Below are 16,818 nucleotides of genomic sequence, written 5' to 3'. Positions count from 1 at the left end.
TTCTCACCCGAATCGGTGAGGAGTGGTGATACCCATCTGACCAAATCGGCCAGAGGGAATCGTCAGACTCGGGACTCAACTCCACGTACTGCTACGGGATGACATGGCGGACCGTCAGGGATGACATGACGAGGCGGCGCCTCCCCACGACCCGTAGGGGACGCCGCCGACGACCGGATCGCGGACGCCGACCCGACGCGAGGACGTCCGGGCGCGAGGACGATCCGGCACGAGGACGATCCGGCACGAGGACGACCGGCACGAGGACGACCGGATGCGGCGACGTCAGGGGAGAAGGCGATCCGGCGCAGATGCCTCTCCGGCGCAGCGACGTCCGGGGCGACGACGACCCGGCGCAGTGGCTGTCCGGCGCGGGTGACTGTCCCAGGCGCGGGTGGCTGTCCGGCGCCGTGGCTAGCCGGCGCGGTGCACCACGGCGTCGCACAGCTCCACCAGCGCCGCCTTCGCGTCGCAGTCCGGGAGGGGGGCCAGCACGGCGCGGGCCTCCTCCGCGTAGCGGATCGTGTCGCGGCGGGCCTGCTCCAGCGCGGGGTGGACGCGGAGCCGGGCCAGGGCCTCGGCGTGGCGGGCGTCGTCGGTGAGGTCGGAGTCGAGCAGCTCGCACAGGGCGATGTCGTCCGCCAGCCCCAGCCGGCCCGCCCGCTCGCGCAACCGCAGCACCGGCATGGTCGGCACGCCCTCGCGCAGATCCGTGCCGGGGGTCTTGCCGGACTCGTGGGAGTCGGAGGCGATGTCGAGGACGTCGTCGGCGAGTTGGAAGGCGACGCCGAGCCGCTCCCCGTACTGGGTGAGGATGTCGACCACGGTCTCGTCGGCCCCGGCCATCAGCGCGCCGAGCCGTCCGGCGACCGCGACCAGCGAGCCGGTCTTGCCGCCGAGCACGTCGAGGTAGTGGTCGATCGGGTCGCGGCCGTCGCGCGGCCCGGCGGTCTCCAGGATCTGCCCGGTGACCAGCCGCTCGAAGGCCTCGGCCTGGATGCGGACGGCGTCGGGGCCGAGGTCGGCGAGGACATGGGAGGCGCGGGCGAAGAGGAAGTCGCCGGTGAGGACGGCGAGGGAGTTGTCCCAGCGGGCGTTGGCGCTCGGCACGCCCCGGCGCACCTCGGCCTCGTCCATCACGTCGTCGTGGTACAGCGTGGCGAGATGGGTCAGCTCGACCACGACCGCCGAGGGCACGACGCCCGGCGCGTAGGGGTCGCCGAACTGCGCCGCGAGCATCACCAGCAGGGGGCGGAACCGTTTGCCGCCCGCGCGCAGCAGGTGCTGGGCGGCCTCCTGGATGAAGGGGACCTCGCTCTTGGTCGCCTCCAGCAGACCCTCCTCGACGGCCGCCATTCCGGCCTGGACATCGGCTTCGAGAGCCTGGTCCCGCGCGCTCAGCCCAAACGGCTCGACGACGGTCACGAGGGTTCTCCTGTCTGCTGACGTCTACTGACGATCACACGGTCGCACGGTCGGTCTGGTTCGCTCTCACGGGCGATGACACAGTTTGTCGATCTGTCGCTGCCATCACCCGAGTCAGCGTATCCGGTCACCTTTCGATCACCACGAGCGCCCACGGGTCGACGCGCGTACGGCACCCGCGCGAGGCCCGCCCGGGTACCCGCCCCGCCGCGGGAGACCCCACCGGCATCCGGCGCCCCCGCGGACACCCGAAGACCCTCACGGACACCCGAACTCCCTCGGATTCGCCCGCGAACACACAGCCCGACTTGACCGATTTGCCGCATAGCCAGCACTTCACCCCACTCCTCCCGTGAGTTGGGTCACCAGCCCGGCGCGACGCAGCCACCCGCCACCGCGCCGACTTTCCCTTTGCGGTAGGCAAGTTGACCCGGGAACGCGCATCGGAAATAGCCGCCGAATCACACCAAACTCAAGGTCAACTAGACCTACCGGCCAAACCGGGACTTGTTCCGATCGTGTGCTCTCGCATACGTTCACACCCCGTCCGGACGGACCGCCGAATCCTGCCGCCGCCCGGACTCCCCACCCATCACCACTCATCCACGCACGGCAGGAGCGGGGGACCCAGGTAAGCGCCGGTCCGGCATTTCCCCCATCGGACCGGCTAGGGGTGAAGCCACGCGCAGTAGGCCCGGTGGCCGCGGCACGCACAGCGGCCGCCGGGACGACGCGCGCGGCCGGGCATCTCCAGCCCGAACCCGACAGCTCACCCCGCAGGCGACGGAGAGGAATCCGCCATGCCCGCACGAGGCAAACACCGCCGCCCCAGAAGCAACGCGTTCACCCGTGGCGTGCTCGCCGCCGGAACGGGCGGGGCCGCCCTGGCCCTCCCGCTCACGGTCGCCACGACCGCGAGCGCCGCCACCCCGGCCCAGGCCGTCGGCGCCGTCCAGTCGGCGCCGCAGTCCGCGCCGGCCGCGACGCAGCCCAAGTCCGCGACCTACACCGTCGTCTCCGGCGACACGCTCTCCTCCATCGCCCGGGAGCACGCCGTCAAGGGCGGCTGGCAGCGGCTCTACAAGGACAACCGCGCCGCCGTCGGCGACAACCCGGCCCTGATCCGTCCGGGTCTGAAGCTGAAGGTGAACGGGACGAAGGCGTCCACGGCGAAGAAGGCGTCGACGGCCTCGAAGACCGCCAAGGCCACGCAGGCGTCGGTCAAGACCTACCCGGACAACCTCGACGGCTGGATCCGCGAGTCGCTGGACATCATGGCGCAAAAGGGAATTCCCGGGTCGTACAACGGGATCCACCGCAACATCATGCGCGAGTCGTCGGGCAACCCGCTGGCGATCAACAACTGGGACTCCAACGCGGCCAAGGGCACCCCGTCGAAGGGCCTGCTCCAGGTCATCGACCCGACGTTCGCCGCCTACCACGTGTCCGGCACCCCGTACGACCCGTACGACCCGGTCGCGAACATCACGGCGGCCTGCAACTACGCCGCCGACCGGTACGGCTCGATCGACAACGTGTTCGGTCCGTACTGAGCCCTCACCAGCTCCGCACTCGTTCCCCTGGGCCGACGGGCCCAGGGGAACGCCCTGTCTCAGCGGAACAGCCTGTCCAGCACCACCGCGATCCCGTCGTCCTCGTTGGAGAGGGTCACCTCGTCGGCGACGGCCTTGAGCTCGGGGTGGGCGTTGGCCATGGCGACGCCGTGCGCGGCCCAGTCGAACATCGGGATGTCGTTGGGCATGTCCCCGAAGGCGATGGTCGCGTCCGGGGTCAGCCCGAGATGGTCGGCGGCCAGCGCGAGCCCCGTCGCCTTGGTGATGCCGCATGGCTGGAGTTCGACGGTGCCGGGCCCCGACATCGTGACCGTCGCCAGCGAGCCGACCGCCATCCGCGCCGCCGAGGCCAACTCGTCGTCCGACAGGAAGGGATGGCGCAGCAGCACCTTGCTGATCGGCTCGCACCACAGGTCGTCCCGGCGCGGCACCCGCAGCGCCGGCAGCGTGGGGTGCGGCATGAGGTAGCCGGGCTCGATCAGGGTGAGGCCGTCGACGCCGTCCTGGTCGACGGCCGCGTACACCTGTCCGACCTCCGCCTCGATCTTGCCGAGCGCGGTCTCGGCGAGTTCCCTGTCCAGGGTGACCGACCAGAGCAGCCGGTCCGCGCCGGGGTCGTACAACTGCGCGCCCTGTCCGCACACCGCGAGCCCCCTGCTGCCGAGGTCGTCGAAGAGGGGGCGCACTCTCGGTGCCGGCCGTCCCGTCACCACGAGGTGCTGGGCACCGGCCTCCGTGGCCCGCGCCAGCGCGGCGAGGGACCGGTCGGAGAGCGTGTCGTCACTGCGCAGGAGGGTTCCGTCCAGGTCAGTGGCGATGAGTGAATATGCGGTGGGAGCGGCCATGATCAGAGAATACGGATGCGACGCCCCATCGGTTCGACCCGAACCGGACGACGTACGCCACCCCGACCGGCCGCAACGCCCTGACGCCCCCTGAGGTCAACCCCTTTTCCCGAACAGGGGTTCAGGGGGAGTGGATGGGCACGCGGCCCTTGAGATGGCCGCAGGCCTCGAAAGGGGCGCGGGGAACTGCGCGAGAAGCCCCACCAAACCCGCACCCCGCGACGCACCGCCCCCACCCGAGCTCGTCCCGGAACCCCACCCGAGCTCACCCGGAACCCTCACCCGTGAGCCGCCGCCAAATGCCGAGCCAACCGAGGCGAGGCGAACTCGGTCCCGCACACGAACCGCATCACCGGCCCGTACGACGCCGCCGCCGGCAACCCCGTGAAGTACAGCCCGGGATCGACGACCGGAACCCGGCCCCAGCACCGGCGTCCCCGGCTCACCCCCAGCTCCGTACGGAGCTCGTGCCCGAGGAATCCCATCGCCCCGAGGTCCACCCGGTACCCCGTCGCCGCGATGACATGATCCGCGCCCAGCTCCGCCGTACGACCGTCGTGCCCGCGCGCCAAGAGGACCGGGCGCCCGTCGATGACGCCGGCCCGCACGACCCGGTCCACCTCCCGCACCTCCACACGCCCCTCGAACCGGTCCCGCAGCCACCACGCGCCCAGCGGCCCGAGCACCCGGCGGACCAGGAAGTGCCGGCCGGCGGCGGGCAGGTACCGGTAGGGGTGCGGGTAGTGACTGAGCGCCCACAGCGACCAGGCCCGCCCGAACGGCGACTCGGGGCGCAGCCTCGGCTGCCGCCACGGGGGCGCCCCGAAGGCCACGGCGCCGTGCCCACGCGCCACCACCTGGACCCGCGCGCCGGCCTCGGCCGCCAGGACCGCCGTCTCCAGGGCGGACTGCCCCGCGCCCACGACGATCAGTTCCCGGTCCTTGAACCGGCTCAGGTCGGCGTGCTGGGAGCTGTGCGAGACGGGCCCCGCGGGGGTGGGGCCGTCCACGGCCGCGCCCGCCAGCTCGGCCGGCAGGTGCGCCAGCCCGAACAGCCCGCTCGCCACGACGACGGCCCGCGCGGTGAACGACTCCCCCGAGTCCAGCTTCAGTTCGAAGCCGCCGCTCTCGCTCCGGTCCACCGAGACCACGCGCACCCGTTCCAGGTCGGGCACGAGCCGCTGCTGGAACCACTCGCCGTAGGAGATGAAGGTCTCGACGGGGATGATGTCCTCGTCCGTCACCAGCCGCCGGATCCCCGCCGCGTCGCAGTAGTCGCCCAGGGTGTGGCCGTGCTGCGGCGCGGCGATGCTCGACGCGGCCGGCGTGGACTTCAACAGCATCCCGGCGGGCATGTTGTCCCGCCAGCTCACCATGGGTTCACCGAAGACACGGACGGGAATGCCGCGCGCCCGCAGATGCGCGGCGGTGGACAGACCGAACGGCCCGGCACCGACGACTGCTACCGGTTGAATCACGAAGTCCCTCCCCAGGACGCCTGATGCCTACTTCGTGTGGTCACGCACATGCCCACGTACGCCGACGGCCCTCGGGCCCCAGGGCCCTACGAGCCAGGTCGGACACGGCCTAGGGGCGCACACGGGCGTTGCCGAGGCGGTTGGTCCGCCACAGCTGGTAGAGATGCTTCGCGCCCGGTCGTACGAAGCGCGCGAGCATCGTGAGGAACGGCAGCGGGTCGTCACCCGCGAGCCATGCGAGCTCGGTCCCGTTCGCGCGCGGCGGCGCGTGCGGGGTCGTGTAGCCGCTGCGCCGGTAGGCGAGCAGGGCCGCCAGATCGATGTTCTCCACGATGTACCGGCGCCCGGCGAGCTGTTCCCCCTCCGGGACCGGGCGTCCGGTCAGATCGAGGTGCATGGCGCGGACGACGTCGATCCCGGCCTCGTTCTCGAACAGCCGGAACTGCGCGCCCATCCGCGGGTTGAAGTCCAGCAGCTTGTACCGCCCGTCCCGCCGGTCGAACCGCAGATCGAGGTCGATGACGCCGGAGAACCCGATCTGCTTGATGAACCGGGCGGAGATGTCCGCGAGTTCGGGGTTGTCGACGACGTACGCGTTCGCCGTCATCCCCGCGTGCGGCGGCCACGACCGCACCTTGACCCCGGTGAACATCGCGAGCGGGGTGGAGTCCGCGTCGAAGTAGGCGTGCACGATCCAGTCCTCGGCGTCCTCCCGGGGCAGGTACTCCTGGAGGATCACCCCGGGCCGGTCGCCCCAGCCGCGGGCCAGCCGCAGCAGGCACTCCCGGTCGGCGATGCGGGTCGTCCCGTTGACCGCGGGCTGCCTGCGCCGTTCGAACGCCTCCCGGTTCTTGGCCACCACGGGGAAGCGGGCCAGCTGCGCGAACCGTTCCACGTCCTCGTACGACTGCGGGAACGAGCTCGCGGGGCTGGCGATGCCGTGCTCCACGCAGAGTTCGTGCAGCCCCTGCTTGCTGGCGAGGCTGCGCGGAAGCTTGGCGTCGACGCGGGGGAAGAGGAAGCGGGTCGCGAGCTCCTCCTGGTGCTCGGCGATGAGCACCGCGGCTTCCTCGTCGGTGGGGACGAGCACGGTGGGCCGCCCTATCCGCCGGCCGATGCGCAGCAGCCCGTCGACCAGCCACCCGGGCTCCTCCGTCCCGGTGGTCGGCCACACGAACGCGCGCCGCAGATAACGTGAGGCGGCGGCCGGTGTGTACCGGTCCTCCGTGATCGCGTACATCGGCACGCCGAGGCGGCCCAGGCTGCGGATGGCTCCGACGCCGCCGTGGTGCAGCGGATAGTCGCCGAGCTTCACGACGAGTCCCGGAACGTCTCGGTCCGCCTGTACCGGCGCACCCCAAGTGCCCATGGCCACGGGTCCCCCACGTGTCCCCTACCGGACCCGGACCCACCCCGTCCGTGTCCCCCAGAGGACGCTAAGCCGGAACCTTTCCTTCCGACCCTCCCCTATCAGGACATTGCGAACTCTTTAGACACTCCCCGGTCTTGGCACCGCCCCGTAACGTGAGCCGCGACCAGAGGTACGACGGAACGCACGAGAGCGAGGCAGCACCCGATGCCCCCCTTCGATGTCCCCGACGAGGTCCCCGAGGGTCACCCGTTCGACGTCCCCGAGGGTCACCCCTTCGGTCCGCACAACCTTCCCTACGGCGTCTTCTCCCTCGACACGTCCGACGCCCCCTGGGCCTACGCCGGGACCGCCGGGACCCGTACCGTCGGCGTCCGGCTCGGCGACCACGTCCTCGACGCCGCCGCGGCGGCGCACGCCCTCGGCTCCCCGTACGCCGCGCTGCTGGCGCACCCCACGCTGAACCCCCTGCTGGCGGCGGGGCGCACGGCCTGGTCGGACCTGCGCCGGGCGCTCACGGCGTGGCTGACGGTGCCCTCGCACCGCGAGACGATCGCGCCGCACTTCCACGCGCTGTCCTCGGTGACACTGCACCTGCCGTTCGAGGTGGCCGACTACGTCGACTTCTACGCCTCCGAGAACCACGCCCGGAACGTGGGGCGGATCTTCCGTCCCGACGCCCCCGACCCGCTGACGCCCAACTGGAAGCACCTGCCCATCGGTTACCACGGCCGGTCCGGCACGGTCGTCGTGTCCGGCACGGAGGTGGTGCGGCCGGCCGGACAGCGCAAGGCGCCGGCCGATCCGGCGCCGGTGTTCGGACCGTCGGTGCGGCTGGACATCGAGGCGGAGGTCGGCTTCGTGGTGGGGGCGCCCTCGAGCGGGCCTACCGGTGGGGCTGGGGGACTTCCGCGACCACGTCTTCGGGATGTGCCTCCTCAACGACTGGTCGGCGCGCGACCTCCAGGCCTGGGAGTACGTGCCGCTCGGGCCGTTCCTGGGCAAGTCGTTCGCCACGTCGGTCTCGGCCTGGGTCACACCGCTGGAGGCGCTGGAGGAGGCGCGGGTGGCGCCGCCGGAGCGTACGCACCCGCTGCTGCCCTACCTGGACGACGCCGCGCCGGACATCGATCCCGGCGGGTACGACCTGCGGATCAGCGTCGCGATCAACGGGCATGTCGTCTCGGAGCCGCCCTTCGCCACGATGTACTGGACGGCAGCACAGCAGTTGGCCCACATGACGGTGAACGGCGCCTCGCTGCGCACGGGCGACCTGTACGGCTCCGGCACGGTCAGCGGGGCCACCCCCGGCCAGCGGGGCTCGCTGCTGGAACTCACCTGGAACGGACGCGATCCGCTCGACCTCCCGACCGGCAAACGCACGTTCCTGGAGGACGGCGACGAGGTGACCCTCACGGCGTGGGCCCCGGGCCCGAACGGCACGAAGGTGGGGCTGGGCGAGGTCAGGGGAGGGTGGTCGGGGCGCAGGGTAGAGCGGCGCGCCCGGGCTCAGGGGCGGAACGCCACATCCGGACCCAGGGGTGGAACGGCGCATCCCAGCCACCGGAACCGCGTTCCCACCCCTGGGACAAGCCGGTGGCAGATCTTGTGCCCGCCCCGACGCAAGCGCACGCCGGCACCGTCTTCGCGGCGGAAGGCAAGGCAACCGGAGGGCCGCGAGCGTCCGCTCCGCCTGAACGGCCTTCCCTTCGCGCCCTCTGTGCGGACACGTGCCCGCCGGACTCCCTCGCCCCTGCCTGCTCCGCCGAGAGGTCCGAACTCCCCACGCGTCCCGCGTTCTGCGATTTCACGCAGAGTTCCATCCGCGCTACGCATTGTGCGACGCGCCGACCGCGTCAACTGCGCACCCCGTCAACGTTGCTGACGGGGCGTGAGACGCGGCCGGCCCGCCTGCGACCGGGAAGCCCACAAGACCTCCCCTTATTGATTAGTCGATAATCAATTCCCGGGGCGACGCCAGGGGGCAGGACCCCGGACATTCGGACGGCCAATACACGCGCATGCAACGACACGCCTGCCCGACATTCGCCACGGAGCCGTAGGGAACGCCTCGCATCGTCACACCGCCCGACCGGCAAGAATAATTAAGCGGCACAGTTTTGTGCACTTTATCGTGCACTTTCCCTTTGGTTGAAAACTTGACCTCCCTCCCTGGCGAGCGCGACCGCCAGAGAATGTCCGGTCAAACAGCGACCCAGAGGTGCTCCCTGCTCACTTTTCTCACTCCCGTACGAAAGATGAACGCCAAGAACCGCACAACAAAAGGGGCGTCACGCGAAAATGCTCACGAAACGTCCGTCGACACGGTACGTCTCGTCTTCACTTTCGGAGATGCCACATCAGGCCCTCGAACCCCTCGCCGGAGGGAGTAGCCGACGGTACCTTCCTGGCCACAGTTACCTTTTCGCAGCTCATGGTGTTTACTGGAAGCAGGTCTGAACCTTGGTGGGTCCAGGCCCTTTCATTGGAGGCCTCGGGGGTGGTTCCCCGGGGCCTCCGTGCTTTTGCCGCTTCTCACTCCACATCACGCCCCCCGGTGCACTCCGCAATTACCCTTGCCCTCGCGCCCGACTTTCCGATGCCACACGGTCAACTTGGCGTAAAGAAAAGAATACTGACCGTGACAGCTACCAGTTGCGCGAACACAGAGCAAACCCCCACCGTGAGGGCATTGTTTTCTCCCCCGGCGGATACCACGGAGCCCGCCGAATTCCGTACTCCCGTGCATGTGCGACTGGCGATTTCCTCTCACAGAGAGGTAGCGTTGTCGACCTAACGTCTTCGTGTCGCAACCGGACCTAAACCAGCCGGTGATCATGCGATGGAGAGGGCGCTGGACCCACCAACCCGGGTGCGTCTGCGATCGGCAGGCGCACCCGGACCTCCTTCGTCTCCCCTCGGGAAGGATTCGGACCCCGATGCAGACCGCCGTCCCCGATGGCGTCGGCACACCGCGCGCGCCCATGCCCATGGGCATCGACGACCGTCGACTGACAGACCGTCACCGTCACGCGCTGTTGCCCTCGTACGTCTCCGTTCCCTCCGGCACTACGCCCGGAACGGAGGGTTGACCGTGCCTCCCAAGGTCGACACCTTCCGCACCGTCGAGGTCCTCAACGGCCGCCGGACCATGCCCGCCGGCAGCTTTCTGGACCTCCTCCCCGCCGACGTCTGGCAACTGTTCGTGCGGGCCTGGGGCCTTGACGCGCGGGTGCATGAGCGTGGCGAGGAGCTGGCCCTGGGGCCGGACGACCAGCATGTGTACATCGTCCTCGGCGGCTGCGTCCTGCAGGAACGCCGTCCGCTCGGCACCAGGATCGCCCGGTTCCGCGGGGTGGGCCAATTCCTGGGCGAGGCCAAGCTCATCGACCGCGAAGCCTCGGTCGACACCGTCTGCCTCACCACGACCTGGGTCATGCCCTGCCCCGTACGACGCATGAACGTCCTGCTGCACCAGCAGCCCGACGCTCAACTGGCCCTGCTGCGCAGCCTGGAGCACCGCAACCGCAGCGACGAGATGATCTACGGCACCTCCACCCGTGCGCCGCTCCAGCGCGTCGGTGGCCTTCTGCTGCACCTCGCCGCCGTCGCCGGCACCAGGAGCGGCGCCGAGCCCGGCCACCACACCATTCTCGGACCGACCCAACGGGACATCGCCGACGCCCTGCTGATGGGGATGTCCACCGTGGAGAACGTCCTCCGCCTCCTCCGCGACACCCACCGGGTGATCACCAGCAAGTACCGGCAGTTCGTGGTGACCGACCTCCCCGCACTGCGCGACCTCGTCGCGACCGTCTAGGCGTACCCGCTCTCCGCCGCGCGTCCGTCGGCTTTTCCCCCGCCCCCACCCCACCCCCACCCACGACAGCTTCCTGCGGCGTCGCACAGACCCCATGAGGGTCACGCACGCCCGCGCCCGAACGGATCGGACCACGATGACCCTCAGCTCGACCGCCCTGGCGATCGGAACCAGTGCGGGCCCCCTCCTGGCGGCAGCCCTGGCCGGAGCGTGCACGCTCGCCATCGGGTACCTCGGCGTCCGCCACCACGCCAAGGTCTTCGCGTGGATGAAGCAGACCCACGACAACGACGAGACCGCGAAGGACGTCGAGGACGCCCACAGCTACCTCAAGGAGACCTTCGAGGCGTTGTGCGAACGCGCCCAGAAGCCCTGCCAGGCGGCCGAACTCGCGCCGCTGAAGCGGCTGCGGCACCTCATCAGGGCCTCAGCCGACCAACTGGACGTCCTGCACACCGAACTCCACGGCGTCGTCGAGCACATCGACCTCTACCTCGCCGCCGCTCTCCCCGAAACGGCCGTCGCGGCACGGATGCCGTACGCACAGCATCTCGGCCAGCTGGAACACGCCATGCGACAGGAGCACGCCCGCATCGAACTCGAACGCGCCGTGAACAAGGCGCAGCAACGCATCCGATCGCTCCGACGAACCTGACGGACGGCTCACCGGCTCAGCCACTTGACCGCTCGGCGGCTGGACGGCCGGGCGGCTCGGCGGTCTCGGAGCTTTACGCCCAAGGGTCCGGCTCGGGCTCCTCGTCGGGCCAGTGCACGCCACCGTCCGTGGCCGTGTCCGCCTCCGCGTCCGCGGGGTCGGCGTCGGCCCTGCGCGCCGGGCCCCTCGCCCCTTCGGACCCGGGAGCCTCCGAGGCCGCTCCGCCTTGGGAACCCAGCACCCCCAACACCCCCTCCCCGTACGTCGCCAGCTTCTTCTCGCCGATTCCGCTGATGGTGCCGAGCTCCGCGACGGACGCGGGCGCGGTGGCCGCGATCTCGCGGAGGGTGGCGTCGTGGAAGATGACATAGGCGGGGACGCCCTGCTCCCGAGCCTGTTCGGCGCGCCAGGCGCGGAGGGCCTCGAAGACGGGGATCAGGTCGTCCGACAGCTCGACGGCCGCCGCCTTGGCCTTGCGCTCGCCCCGGCCGGAGCCTGAGCCACCCGAACCGCCGCCCGACGCCGCCCGCGAGGTCACCGGCTTCTTCGGCTCCTTGCGCAGCGGCACGTCCCGCTCTCTTCGCAACACGGTCCCGCTCTCCTCGGTGAGAACGAGCGTGCCGTACTCGCCCTCGACCGCGAGGAGCCCCTGGGCGAGCAACTGCCGTACGACGCCCCGCCATTCGCCCTCGGCCAGTTCCTCGCCGATACCGAAGACGGAGAGCTGGTCGTGGTCGAACTGGATGACCTTCGCGGTCCGCCGCCCCAGCAGGATGTCCACGATCTGCACGGCGCCGAACTTCTGCCCCCGCTCGCGCTGGAGCCGCACCACCGTGGAGAGCACCTTCTGCGCGGCGACGGTGCCGTCCCAGGTCTCCGGCGGTACGAGGCAGGTGTCACAGTTGCCGCAGCCCGCGGCCTGGGGTTCCTGGCCGAAGTACTGCAGGAGCTGGCCTCGCCGGCACTGCACGGTCTCGCAGAGCGCCAGCATGGCGTCGAGGTGACTGGCGGCCCGGCGGCGGAACGCCTCGTCGCCCTCGCTGCCCTGGATCATCTTGCGCTGCTGTATGACGTCGTTGAGGCCGTACGCCATCCAGGCCGTGGACGGCAGCCCGTCACGCCCGGCGCGGCCGGTCTCCTGGTAGTAGCCCTCGACGGACTTCGGCAGGTCGAGGTGGGCGACGAACCGTACGTCGGGTTTGTCGATGCCCATGCCGAAGGCGATCGTGGCGACGACCACGAGCCCTTCCTCGCGCAGGAACCTCGACTGGTGTGCCGCGCGGGTGCCCGCGTCGAGGCCCGCGTGGTACGGCACCGCCTCCACGCCGTTCTTGCTGAGGAACTCGGCGGTCCGCTCGACGGAGTTGCGGGAGAGGCAGTAGACGATGCCGGCGTCGCCCGGGTGTTCCTGGCGCAGGAAGGACAGGAGCTGCTTCTTCGGGTCGGCCTTGGGCACGATGCGGTACTGGATGTTGGGCCGGTCGAAGCTGGCCTCGAAATGCCTGGCCCGGGGCATGTCCAGCCGCTCGGTGATCTCGCGGTGCGTGGCTCGGGTGGCGGTGGCGGTGAGCGCGATGCGCGGCACGTCGGGCCAGCGCCGGCCCAGGAGAGAGAGGGAGAGGTAGTCGGGCCGGAAGTCGTGGCCCCACTGGGAGACGCAGTGTGCCTCGTCGATCGCGAAGACGGAGATCTTGCCGCGGCCGAGCAGATCGAGGGTGGCGTCGAGCCGCAGGCGCTCCGGCGCGAGGTAGAGGAGGTCCAGCTCGCCCGCGAGGAACTCGGCCTCGACCACGCGCCGCTCGTCGAAGCCCTGGGTGGAGTTGATGAACCCGGCGCGCACGCCGAGGGCCCGCAGGGCGTCCACCTGGTCCTGCATGAGCGCGATCAGCGGGGAGACCACGATGCCCGTGCCGGGCCTGACCAGGGACGGGATCTGGTAGCAGAGGGACTTCCCGCCGCCGGTCGGCATGAGCACGACGGCGTCACCGCCCGCGACCACGTGCTCGATGATCGCTTCCTGCTCGCCCCGGAAGGCGTCGTATCCGAAGACCCGGTGGAGCACGGCCAGCGCCTCGCTGTCCGTCCCGGTCGTCCTGTCCTCGTCCGCCATCACACTCGTCCCGCCCGTCCCGATCATGGCCCGCCCCCCGCGCCCTTGCGTCCTGTGCCGTCCGTGCTTCCTCCAGCCCTTGCCACGATAGGCGCCCGCACCGACAGCCTCAGAGTTATCCACAGGCTCCACCCGTGCGGGCCGTATTCGGCCGCACCACCGCTCGCTCATATGTACGACGGGGCCCGGCCCCCTGGCGGAGACCGGGCCCTGTCGTACGAACCGTGGCCGAGCGCGTCCATGCCGTGGCGGAGCGCGCCGATGCCGTGGCCGAGCGCGCCACTGCCGTGACGAAGCACGCCGCGCCTCGGCAGGGCGGAGCCTCAGCGCACGAACACCCCCGCCTGCCCCGCCAGGTCCAGGAAGTACTGCGGTGCGACGCCGAGCACCAGGGTGACGGCGACGCCGACCGCGATCGCGGTCATGGTCAGCGGCGACGGCACGGCGACCGTCGGCCCCTCGGGGCGGGGCTCGCTGAAGAACATGAGCACGATGACGCGGATGTAGAAGAACGCGGCGATGGCCGAGGAGATCACACCGACCACGACGATCGCGCCCGCGCCGCCCTCGGCCGCCGCCTTGAACACGGCGAACTTGCCCGCGAACCCGGAGGTCAGCGGGATGCCCGCGAAGGCCAGCAGGAAGACCGCGAACACCGCTGCCACCAGCGGTGACCTGCGGCCGAGCCCGGCCCACTTGGACAGGTGCGTGGCCTCGCCGCCCGCGTCGCGCACCAGCGTCACCACGGCGAACGCGCCGATGGTCACGAAGGAGTAGGCGCCCAGATAGAACAGCACGGACGAGACGCCGTCGGGCGAGGCCGCGATGACACCGGCGAGGATGAAGCCGGCGTGCGCGATCGACGAGTAGGCGAGCAGGCGCTTGATGTCGGTCTGGGTGATGGCCACGATCGCGCCGGCCAGCATGGTGACGATGGCGACGGCCCACATGACCGGCCGCCAGTCCCAGCGCAGGCCGGGCAGCACGACGTACAGCAGTCGCAGCAGCGCGCCGAAGGCGGCCACCTTGGTCGCGGCGGCCATGAAGCCGGTGACCGGGGTGGGGGCGCCCTGGTAGACGTCCGGGGTCCACATGTGGAACGGCACCGCGCCGACCTTGAACAGCAGGCCCATGACGAGCATCGCGGCGCCGATGAGCAGCAGCGCGTCGTTGCCCATGGTGCCGGCGAGGGCGGGGTTGAGGTCGCCGATGGTGCCGTCGACGACCTGGGCGATCGTCGCGTACTTCACCGAGCCCGCGTAGCCGTAGAGCAGGGCGATGCCGAAGAGGGTGAAGGCGGAGGCGAAGGCGCCGAGGAGGAAGTACTTGACGGCGGCCTCCTGCGACATGAGCCGCTTGCGGCGGGCCACGGCGCACAGCAGGTAGAGCGGGAGGGAGAAGACCTCCAGGGCGATGAAGAGGGTCAGCAGGTCGTTGGCCGCCGGGAAGATCAGCATGCCGCCGATCGCGAAGAGCAGCAGCGGGAAGACCTCGGTGGTGGTGAATCCGGCCCTGACGGCGGCCTTCTCGCTGTCGCTGCCGGGCACGGAAGCGGCCTGTGCGGCGAAGGAGTCGACCTTGTTGCCGTGGGTCTCGGGGTCGAGGCGGCGTTCGGCGAAGGTGAAGACGCCGAGGATGCCGGCGAGGAGGATCGTGCCTTGCAGGAACAGGGCCGGTCCGTCGACTGCGATGGCGCCCATGGCCGCGATGCCGGCCTTCGTGGTGCCGTATCCGCCCGCCGCGAGCGCGACGACCGCGGCGAAGGAGGCCGCGAGGGCGACCACGGAGACGAACACTTGAACGTAGTAGCGGGACTTGCGTGGCACGAAGGCCTCGATCAGGATCCCGATGATCGCCGCGCCGATGACGATCAGGGTGGGCGACAGTTGCCCGTATTCGATCTTCGGCGCGTCGATCTTGGTGATCGGGTCGGCCGCGGTTGTCCACAGGCTGTGGACGGCTGATGCGCTCACTTGGCCGCCTCCACCTCGGGCTGGGGGTCCTTCTTCTGGACGTCGGACATGGTGTGCTCGACCGCTGGGTTGACGATGTCGGTGAGCGGCTTCGGGAAGACACCCAGGAAGATCAGCAGCGCGACCAGCGGGGCGACGACCACGAGCTCGCGCACCCTCAGGTCGGGCATCCCCTCGACCTCGGCCTTCACCGGGCCCGTCATCGTCCGCTGGTAGAGGACGAGGGTGTAGAGCGCGGCGAGGACGATGCCGACGGTGGCGATGATCCCGACCACCGGGTAGCGCGCGAACGTGCCGACCAGGACGAGGAACTCACTGACGAACGGGGCGAGTCCGGGCAGCGACAGCGTCGCGAGACCGCCGATCAGGAAGGTGCCGGCGAGCACCGGCGCGACCTTCTGCACCCCGCCGTAGTCGGCGATGAGCCGGGAGCCGCGCCGGGAGATCAGGAATCCGGCGACCAGCATCAGGGCGGCGGTCGAGATGCCGTGGTTGACCATGTAGAGCGTCGCGCCGGACTGACCCTGGCTGGTCATCGCGAAGATGCCGAGAATGATGAAGCCGAAGTGCGAGATCGACGCGTACGCCACCAGCCGCTTGATGTCGCGCTGGCCGACGGCGAGCAGCGCCCCGTAGATGATGCTGATCAGCGCGAGGACGAGGATCGCGGGCGTCGCCCAGGTGCTGGCCTCGGGGAAGAGTCCGAGGCAGAAGCGGAGCATCGCGAAGGTGCCGACCTTGTCGACGACGGCCGTGATGAGGACGGCGACCGGGGCGGTGGACTCCTGCATGGCGTTGGGCAGCCAGGTGTGCAGCGGCCACAGCGGCGCCTTCACCGCGAACGCGAAGAAGAAGCCGAGGAACAGCCACCGTTCGGTGGTGGTCGCCATCTCCAGGGTGCCGTTGGCACGGGCCTCGGCGATCTCCGGGAGCGAGAAGTTCCCGGCGACCACGTACAGGCCGATGACCGCGGCCAGCATGATCAGACCGCCGACCAGGTTGTAGAGGAGGAACTTCACGGCGGCGTACGAGCGTTGCGTGGCCGCCGTCTCCTCTCCGTGCTCGTGGGCACGGTCCCCGAAACCGCCGATGAGGAAGTACATCGGGATGAGCATGGCTTCGAAGAAGATGTAGAAGAGGAAGACGTCGGTGGCCTCGAAGGAGATGATCACCATCGCCTCGACGGCCAGGATCAGGGCGAAGAAGCCCTGGGTCGGCCGCCACCGCTTGCTGCCGGTCTCCAGCGGGTCGGCGTCGTGCCAGCCCGCGAGGATGATGAACGGGATCAGCAGGGCGGTGAGCCCGATCAGCGCCACCGCGATGCCGTCGACGCCCAGTTCGTAGCGCACCCCGAAGTCCGCGATCCAGGCGTGGGACTCGGTGAGCTGGTACCGGTCGCCGCCGGGGTCGAAGCGGAACGCGACGATCGCGGCGAGCACCAGCGTGCCCAGCGAGACGATCAGCGCCAGCAGTTTCGCGGCGTTGCGCCGCTGGGCCGGGACGGCGGCCGTGGCGATCGCCCCGAGGGCCGGGAGCGCCGCCGTCGCTGTCAGCAGAGGAAAGGACATC

Annotated in this window: 10 protein-coding genes, 1 pseudogene and 1 riboswitch; of the genes and pseudogenes, 4 read left to right on the top strand and 7 right to left on the bottom strand. The window is 70.3% G+C overall.

The window, feature by feature from the left end; all coding sequences use genetic code 11:
• Positions 1 to 414: 414 nt before the first annotated feature.
• A complete protein-coding gene (locus tag E4N62_RS29540; protein ID WP_184904774.1) occupies positions 415 to 1,425 on the bottom strand; it encodes a polyprenyl synthetase family protein in 1,011 nt (336 codons plus the stop codon).
• A gap of 590 nt (positions 1,426 to 2,015) precedes the next feature.
• A riboswitch (cyclic di-AMP (ydaO/yuaA leader) is annotated at positions 2,016 to 2,221 on the top strand.
• Between the two features lie 4 nt (positions 2,222 to 2,225).
• Here E4N62_RS29540 and E4N62_RS29535 point away from each other — a divergent pair.
• The gene (locus tag E4N62_RS29535) at positions 2,226 to 2,978 is read left to right on the top strand and encodes a transglycosylase SLT domain-containing protein (protein WP_230219487.1); all 753 of its coding nucleotides are present in this window, start codon (positions 2,226 to 2,228) and stop codon (positions 2,976 to 2,978) included.
• A gap of 59 nt (positions 2,979 to 3,037) precedes the next feature.
• Here the strand turns inward: E4N62_RS29535 and E4N62_RS29530 are convergent, their stop codons facing one another.
• The 3 genes from E4N62_RS29530 to E4N62_RS29520 form a co-directional block, all read right to left on the bottom strand.
• Positions 3,038 to 3,844, bottom strand: coding sequence for an HAD family hydrolase (locus E4N62_RS29530; RefSeq protein WP_230219485.1), 807 nt, complete (start codon positions 3,842 to 3,844; stop codon positions 3,038 to 3,040).
• 278 nt (positions 3,845 to 4,122) lie between these two features.
• Complete coding sequence (locus E4N62_RS29525; protein WP_230219483.1) at positions 4,123 to 5,322, bottom strand: NAD(P)-binding domain-containing protein; 1,200 nt, start codon at positions 5,320 to 5,322, stop codon at positions 4,123 to 4,125.
• Positions 5,323 to 5,431: 109 nt separating this feature from the next.
• Complete coding sequence (locus E4N62_RS29520) at positions 5,432 to 6,691, bottom strand: ATP-grasp domain-containing protein (RefSeq protein ID WP_230219482.1); 1,260 nt, start codon at positions 6,689 to 6,691, stop codon at positions 5,432 to 5,434.
• Positions 6,692 to 6,898: 207 nt separating this feature from the next.
• Between E4N62_RS29520 and fahA the strand changes: the two are divergent.
• The 3 genes and pseudogenes from fahA to E4N62_RS29505 all read left to right on the top strand — a co-directional run.
• Positions 6,899 to 8,162 (top strand): annotated as a pseudogene (gene fahA, locus E4N62_RS29515) (fumarylacetoacetase); the annotation flags it as partial.
• Positions 8,163 to 9,785: 1,623 nt separating this feature from the next.
• Positions 9,786 to 10,511, top strand: a complete 726-nt coding sequence (locus E4N62_RS29510) for a Crp/Fnr family transcriptional regulator (RefSeq protein ID WP_230219481.1) — start codon at positions 9,786 to 9,788, stop codon at positions 10,509 to 10,511.
• 136 nt (positions 10,512 to 10,647) lie between these two features.
• Positions 10,648 to 11,166: a hypothetical protein gene (locus E4N62_RS29505; protein WP_230219480.1), complete on the top strand. Its 519-nt coding sequence runs from the start codon at positions 10,648 to 10,650 to the stop codon at positions 11,164 to 11,166.
• Between the two features lie 73 nt (positions 11,167 to 11,239).
• Here the strand turns inward: E4N62_RS29505 and recQ are convergent, their stop codons facing one another.
• From recQ to E4N62_RS29490, 3 genes are all read right to left on the bottom strand, one after another.
• Positions 11,240 to 13,303 carry a DNA helicase RecQ gene (gene recQ / locus E4N62_RS29500; RefSeq protein ID WP_230219479.1) on the bottom strand — a complete coding sequence of 688 codons (2,064 nt, stop codon included), beginning with the start codon at positions 13,301 to 13,303 and terminating at the stop codon, positions 11,240 to 11,242.
• A 296-nt stretch (positions 13,304 to 13,599) separates the two neighbouring features.
• Positions 13,600 to 15,249, bottom strand: a complete 1,650-nt coding sequence (nuoN, locus tag E4N62_RS29495) for an NADH-quinone oxidoreductase subunit NuoN (RefSeq protein ID WP_230219478.1) — start codon at positions 15,247 to 15,249, stop codon at positions 13,600 to 13,602.
• Positions 15,246 to 16,817 (bottom strand): NADH-quinone oxidoreductase subunit M, encoded by a 1,572-nt coding sequence (locus E4N62_RS29490; protein ID WP_184904792.1) that lies wholly within the window; start codon positions 16,815 to 16,817, stop codon positions 15,246 to 15,248. The genes nuoN and E4N62_RS29490 overlap by 4 nt, the downstream gene beginning before the upstream one ends.
• Between the last annotated feature and the right edge of the window lies 1 nt (position 16,818).

Origin of the sequence: Streptomyces sp. MNU76 (genome assembly GCF_020982545.1) — a bacterium.
Classification (GTDB): Bacteria; Actinomycetota; Actinomycetes; order Streptomycetales; family Streptomycetaceae; genus Streptomyces.
The sequence above is the reverse complement of the archived record's forward strand: the minus strand, read 5'-3'. Positions and strand labels throughout refer to the sequence as shown.

Excerpts from the sequence above, each read along its gene's own strand:
- E4N62_RS29535 (WP_230219487.1), top strand. The coding sequence starts at position 2,226 with ATGCCCGCACGAGGCAAACACCGCCGCCCCAGAAGCAACGCGTTCACC.
- E4N62_RS29520 (WP_230219482.1), bottom strand. The coding sequence starts at position 6,691 with ATGGGCACTTGGGGTGCGCCGGTACAGGCGGACCGAGACGTTCCGGGA.
- E4N62_RS29505 (WP_230219480.1), top strand. The coding sequence starts at position 10,648 with ATGACCCTCAGCTCGACCGCCCTGGCGATCGGAACCAGTGCGGGCCCC.
- recQ (WP_230219479.1), bottom strand. The coding sequence starts at position 13,303 with ATGATCGGGACGGGCGGGACGAGTGTGATGGCGGACGAGGACAGGACG.
- E4N62_RS29490 (WP_184904792.1), bottom strand. The coding sequence starts at position 16,817 with ATGTCCTTTCCTCTGCTGACAGCGACGGCGGCGCTCCCGGCCCTCGGG.
- E4N62_RS29530 (WP_230219485.1), bottom strand. The coding sequence starts at position 3,844 with ATGGCCGCTCCCACCGCATATTCACTCATCGCCACTGACCTGGACGGA.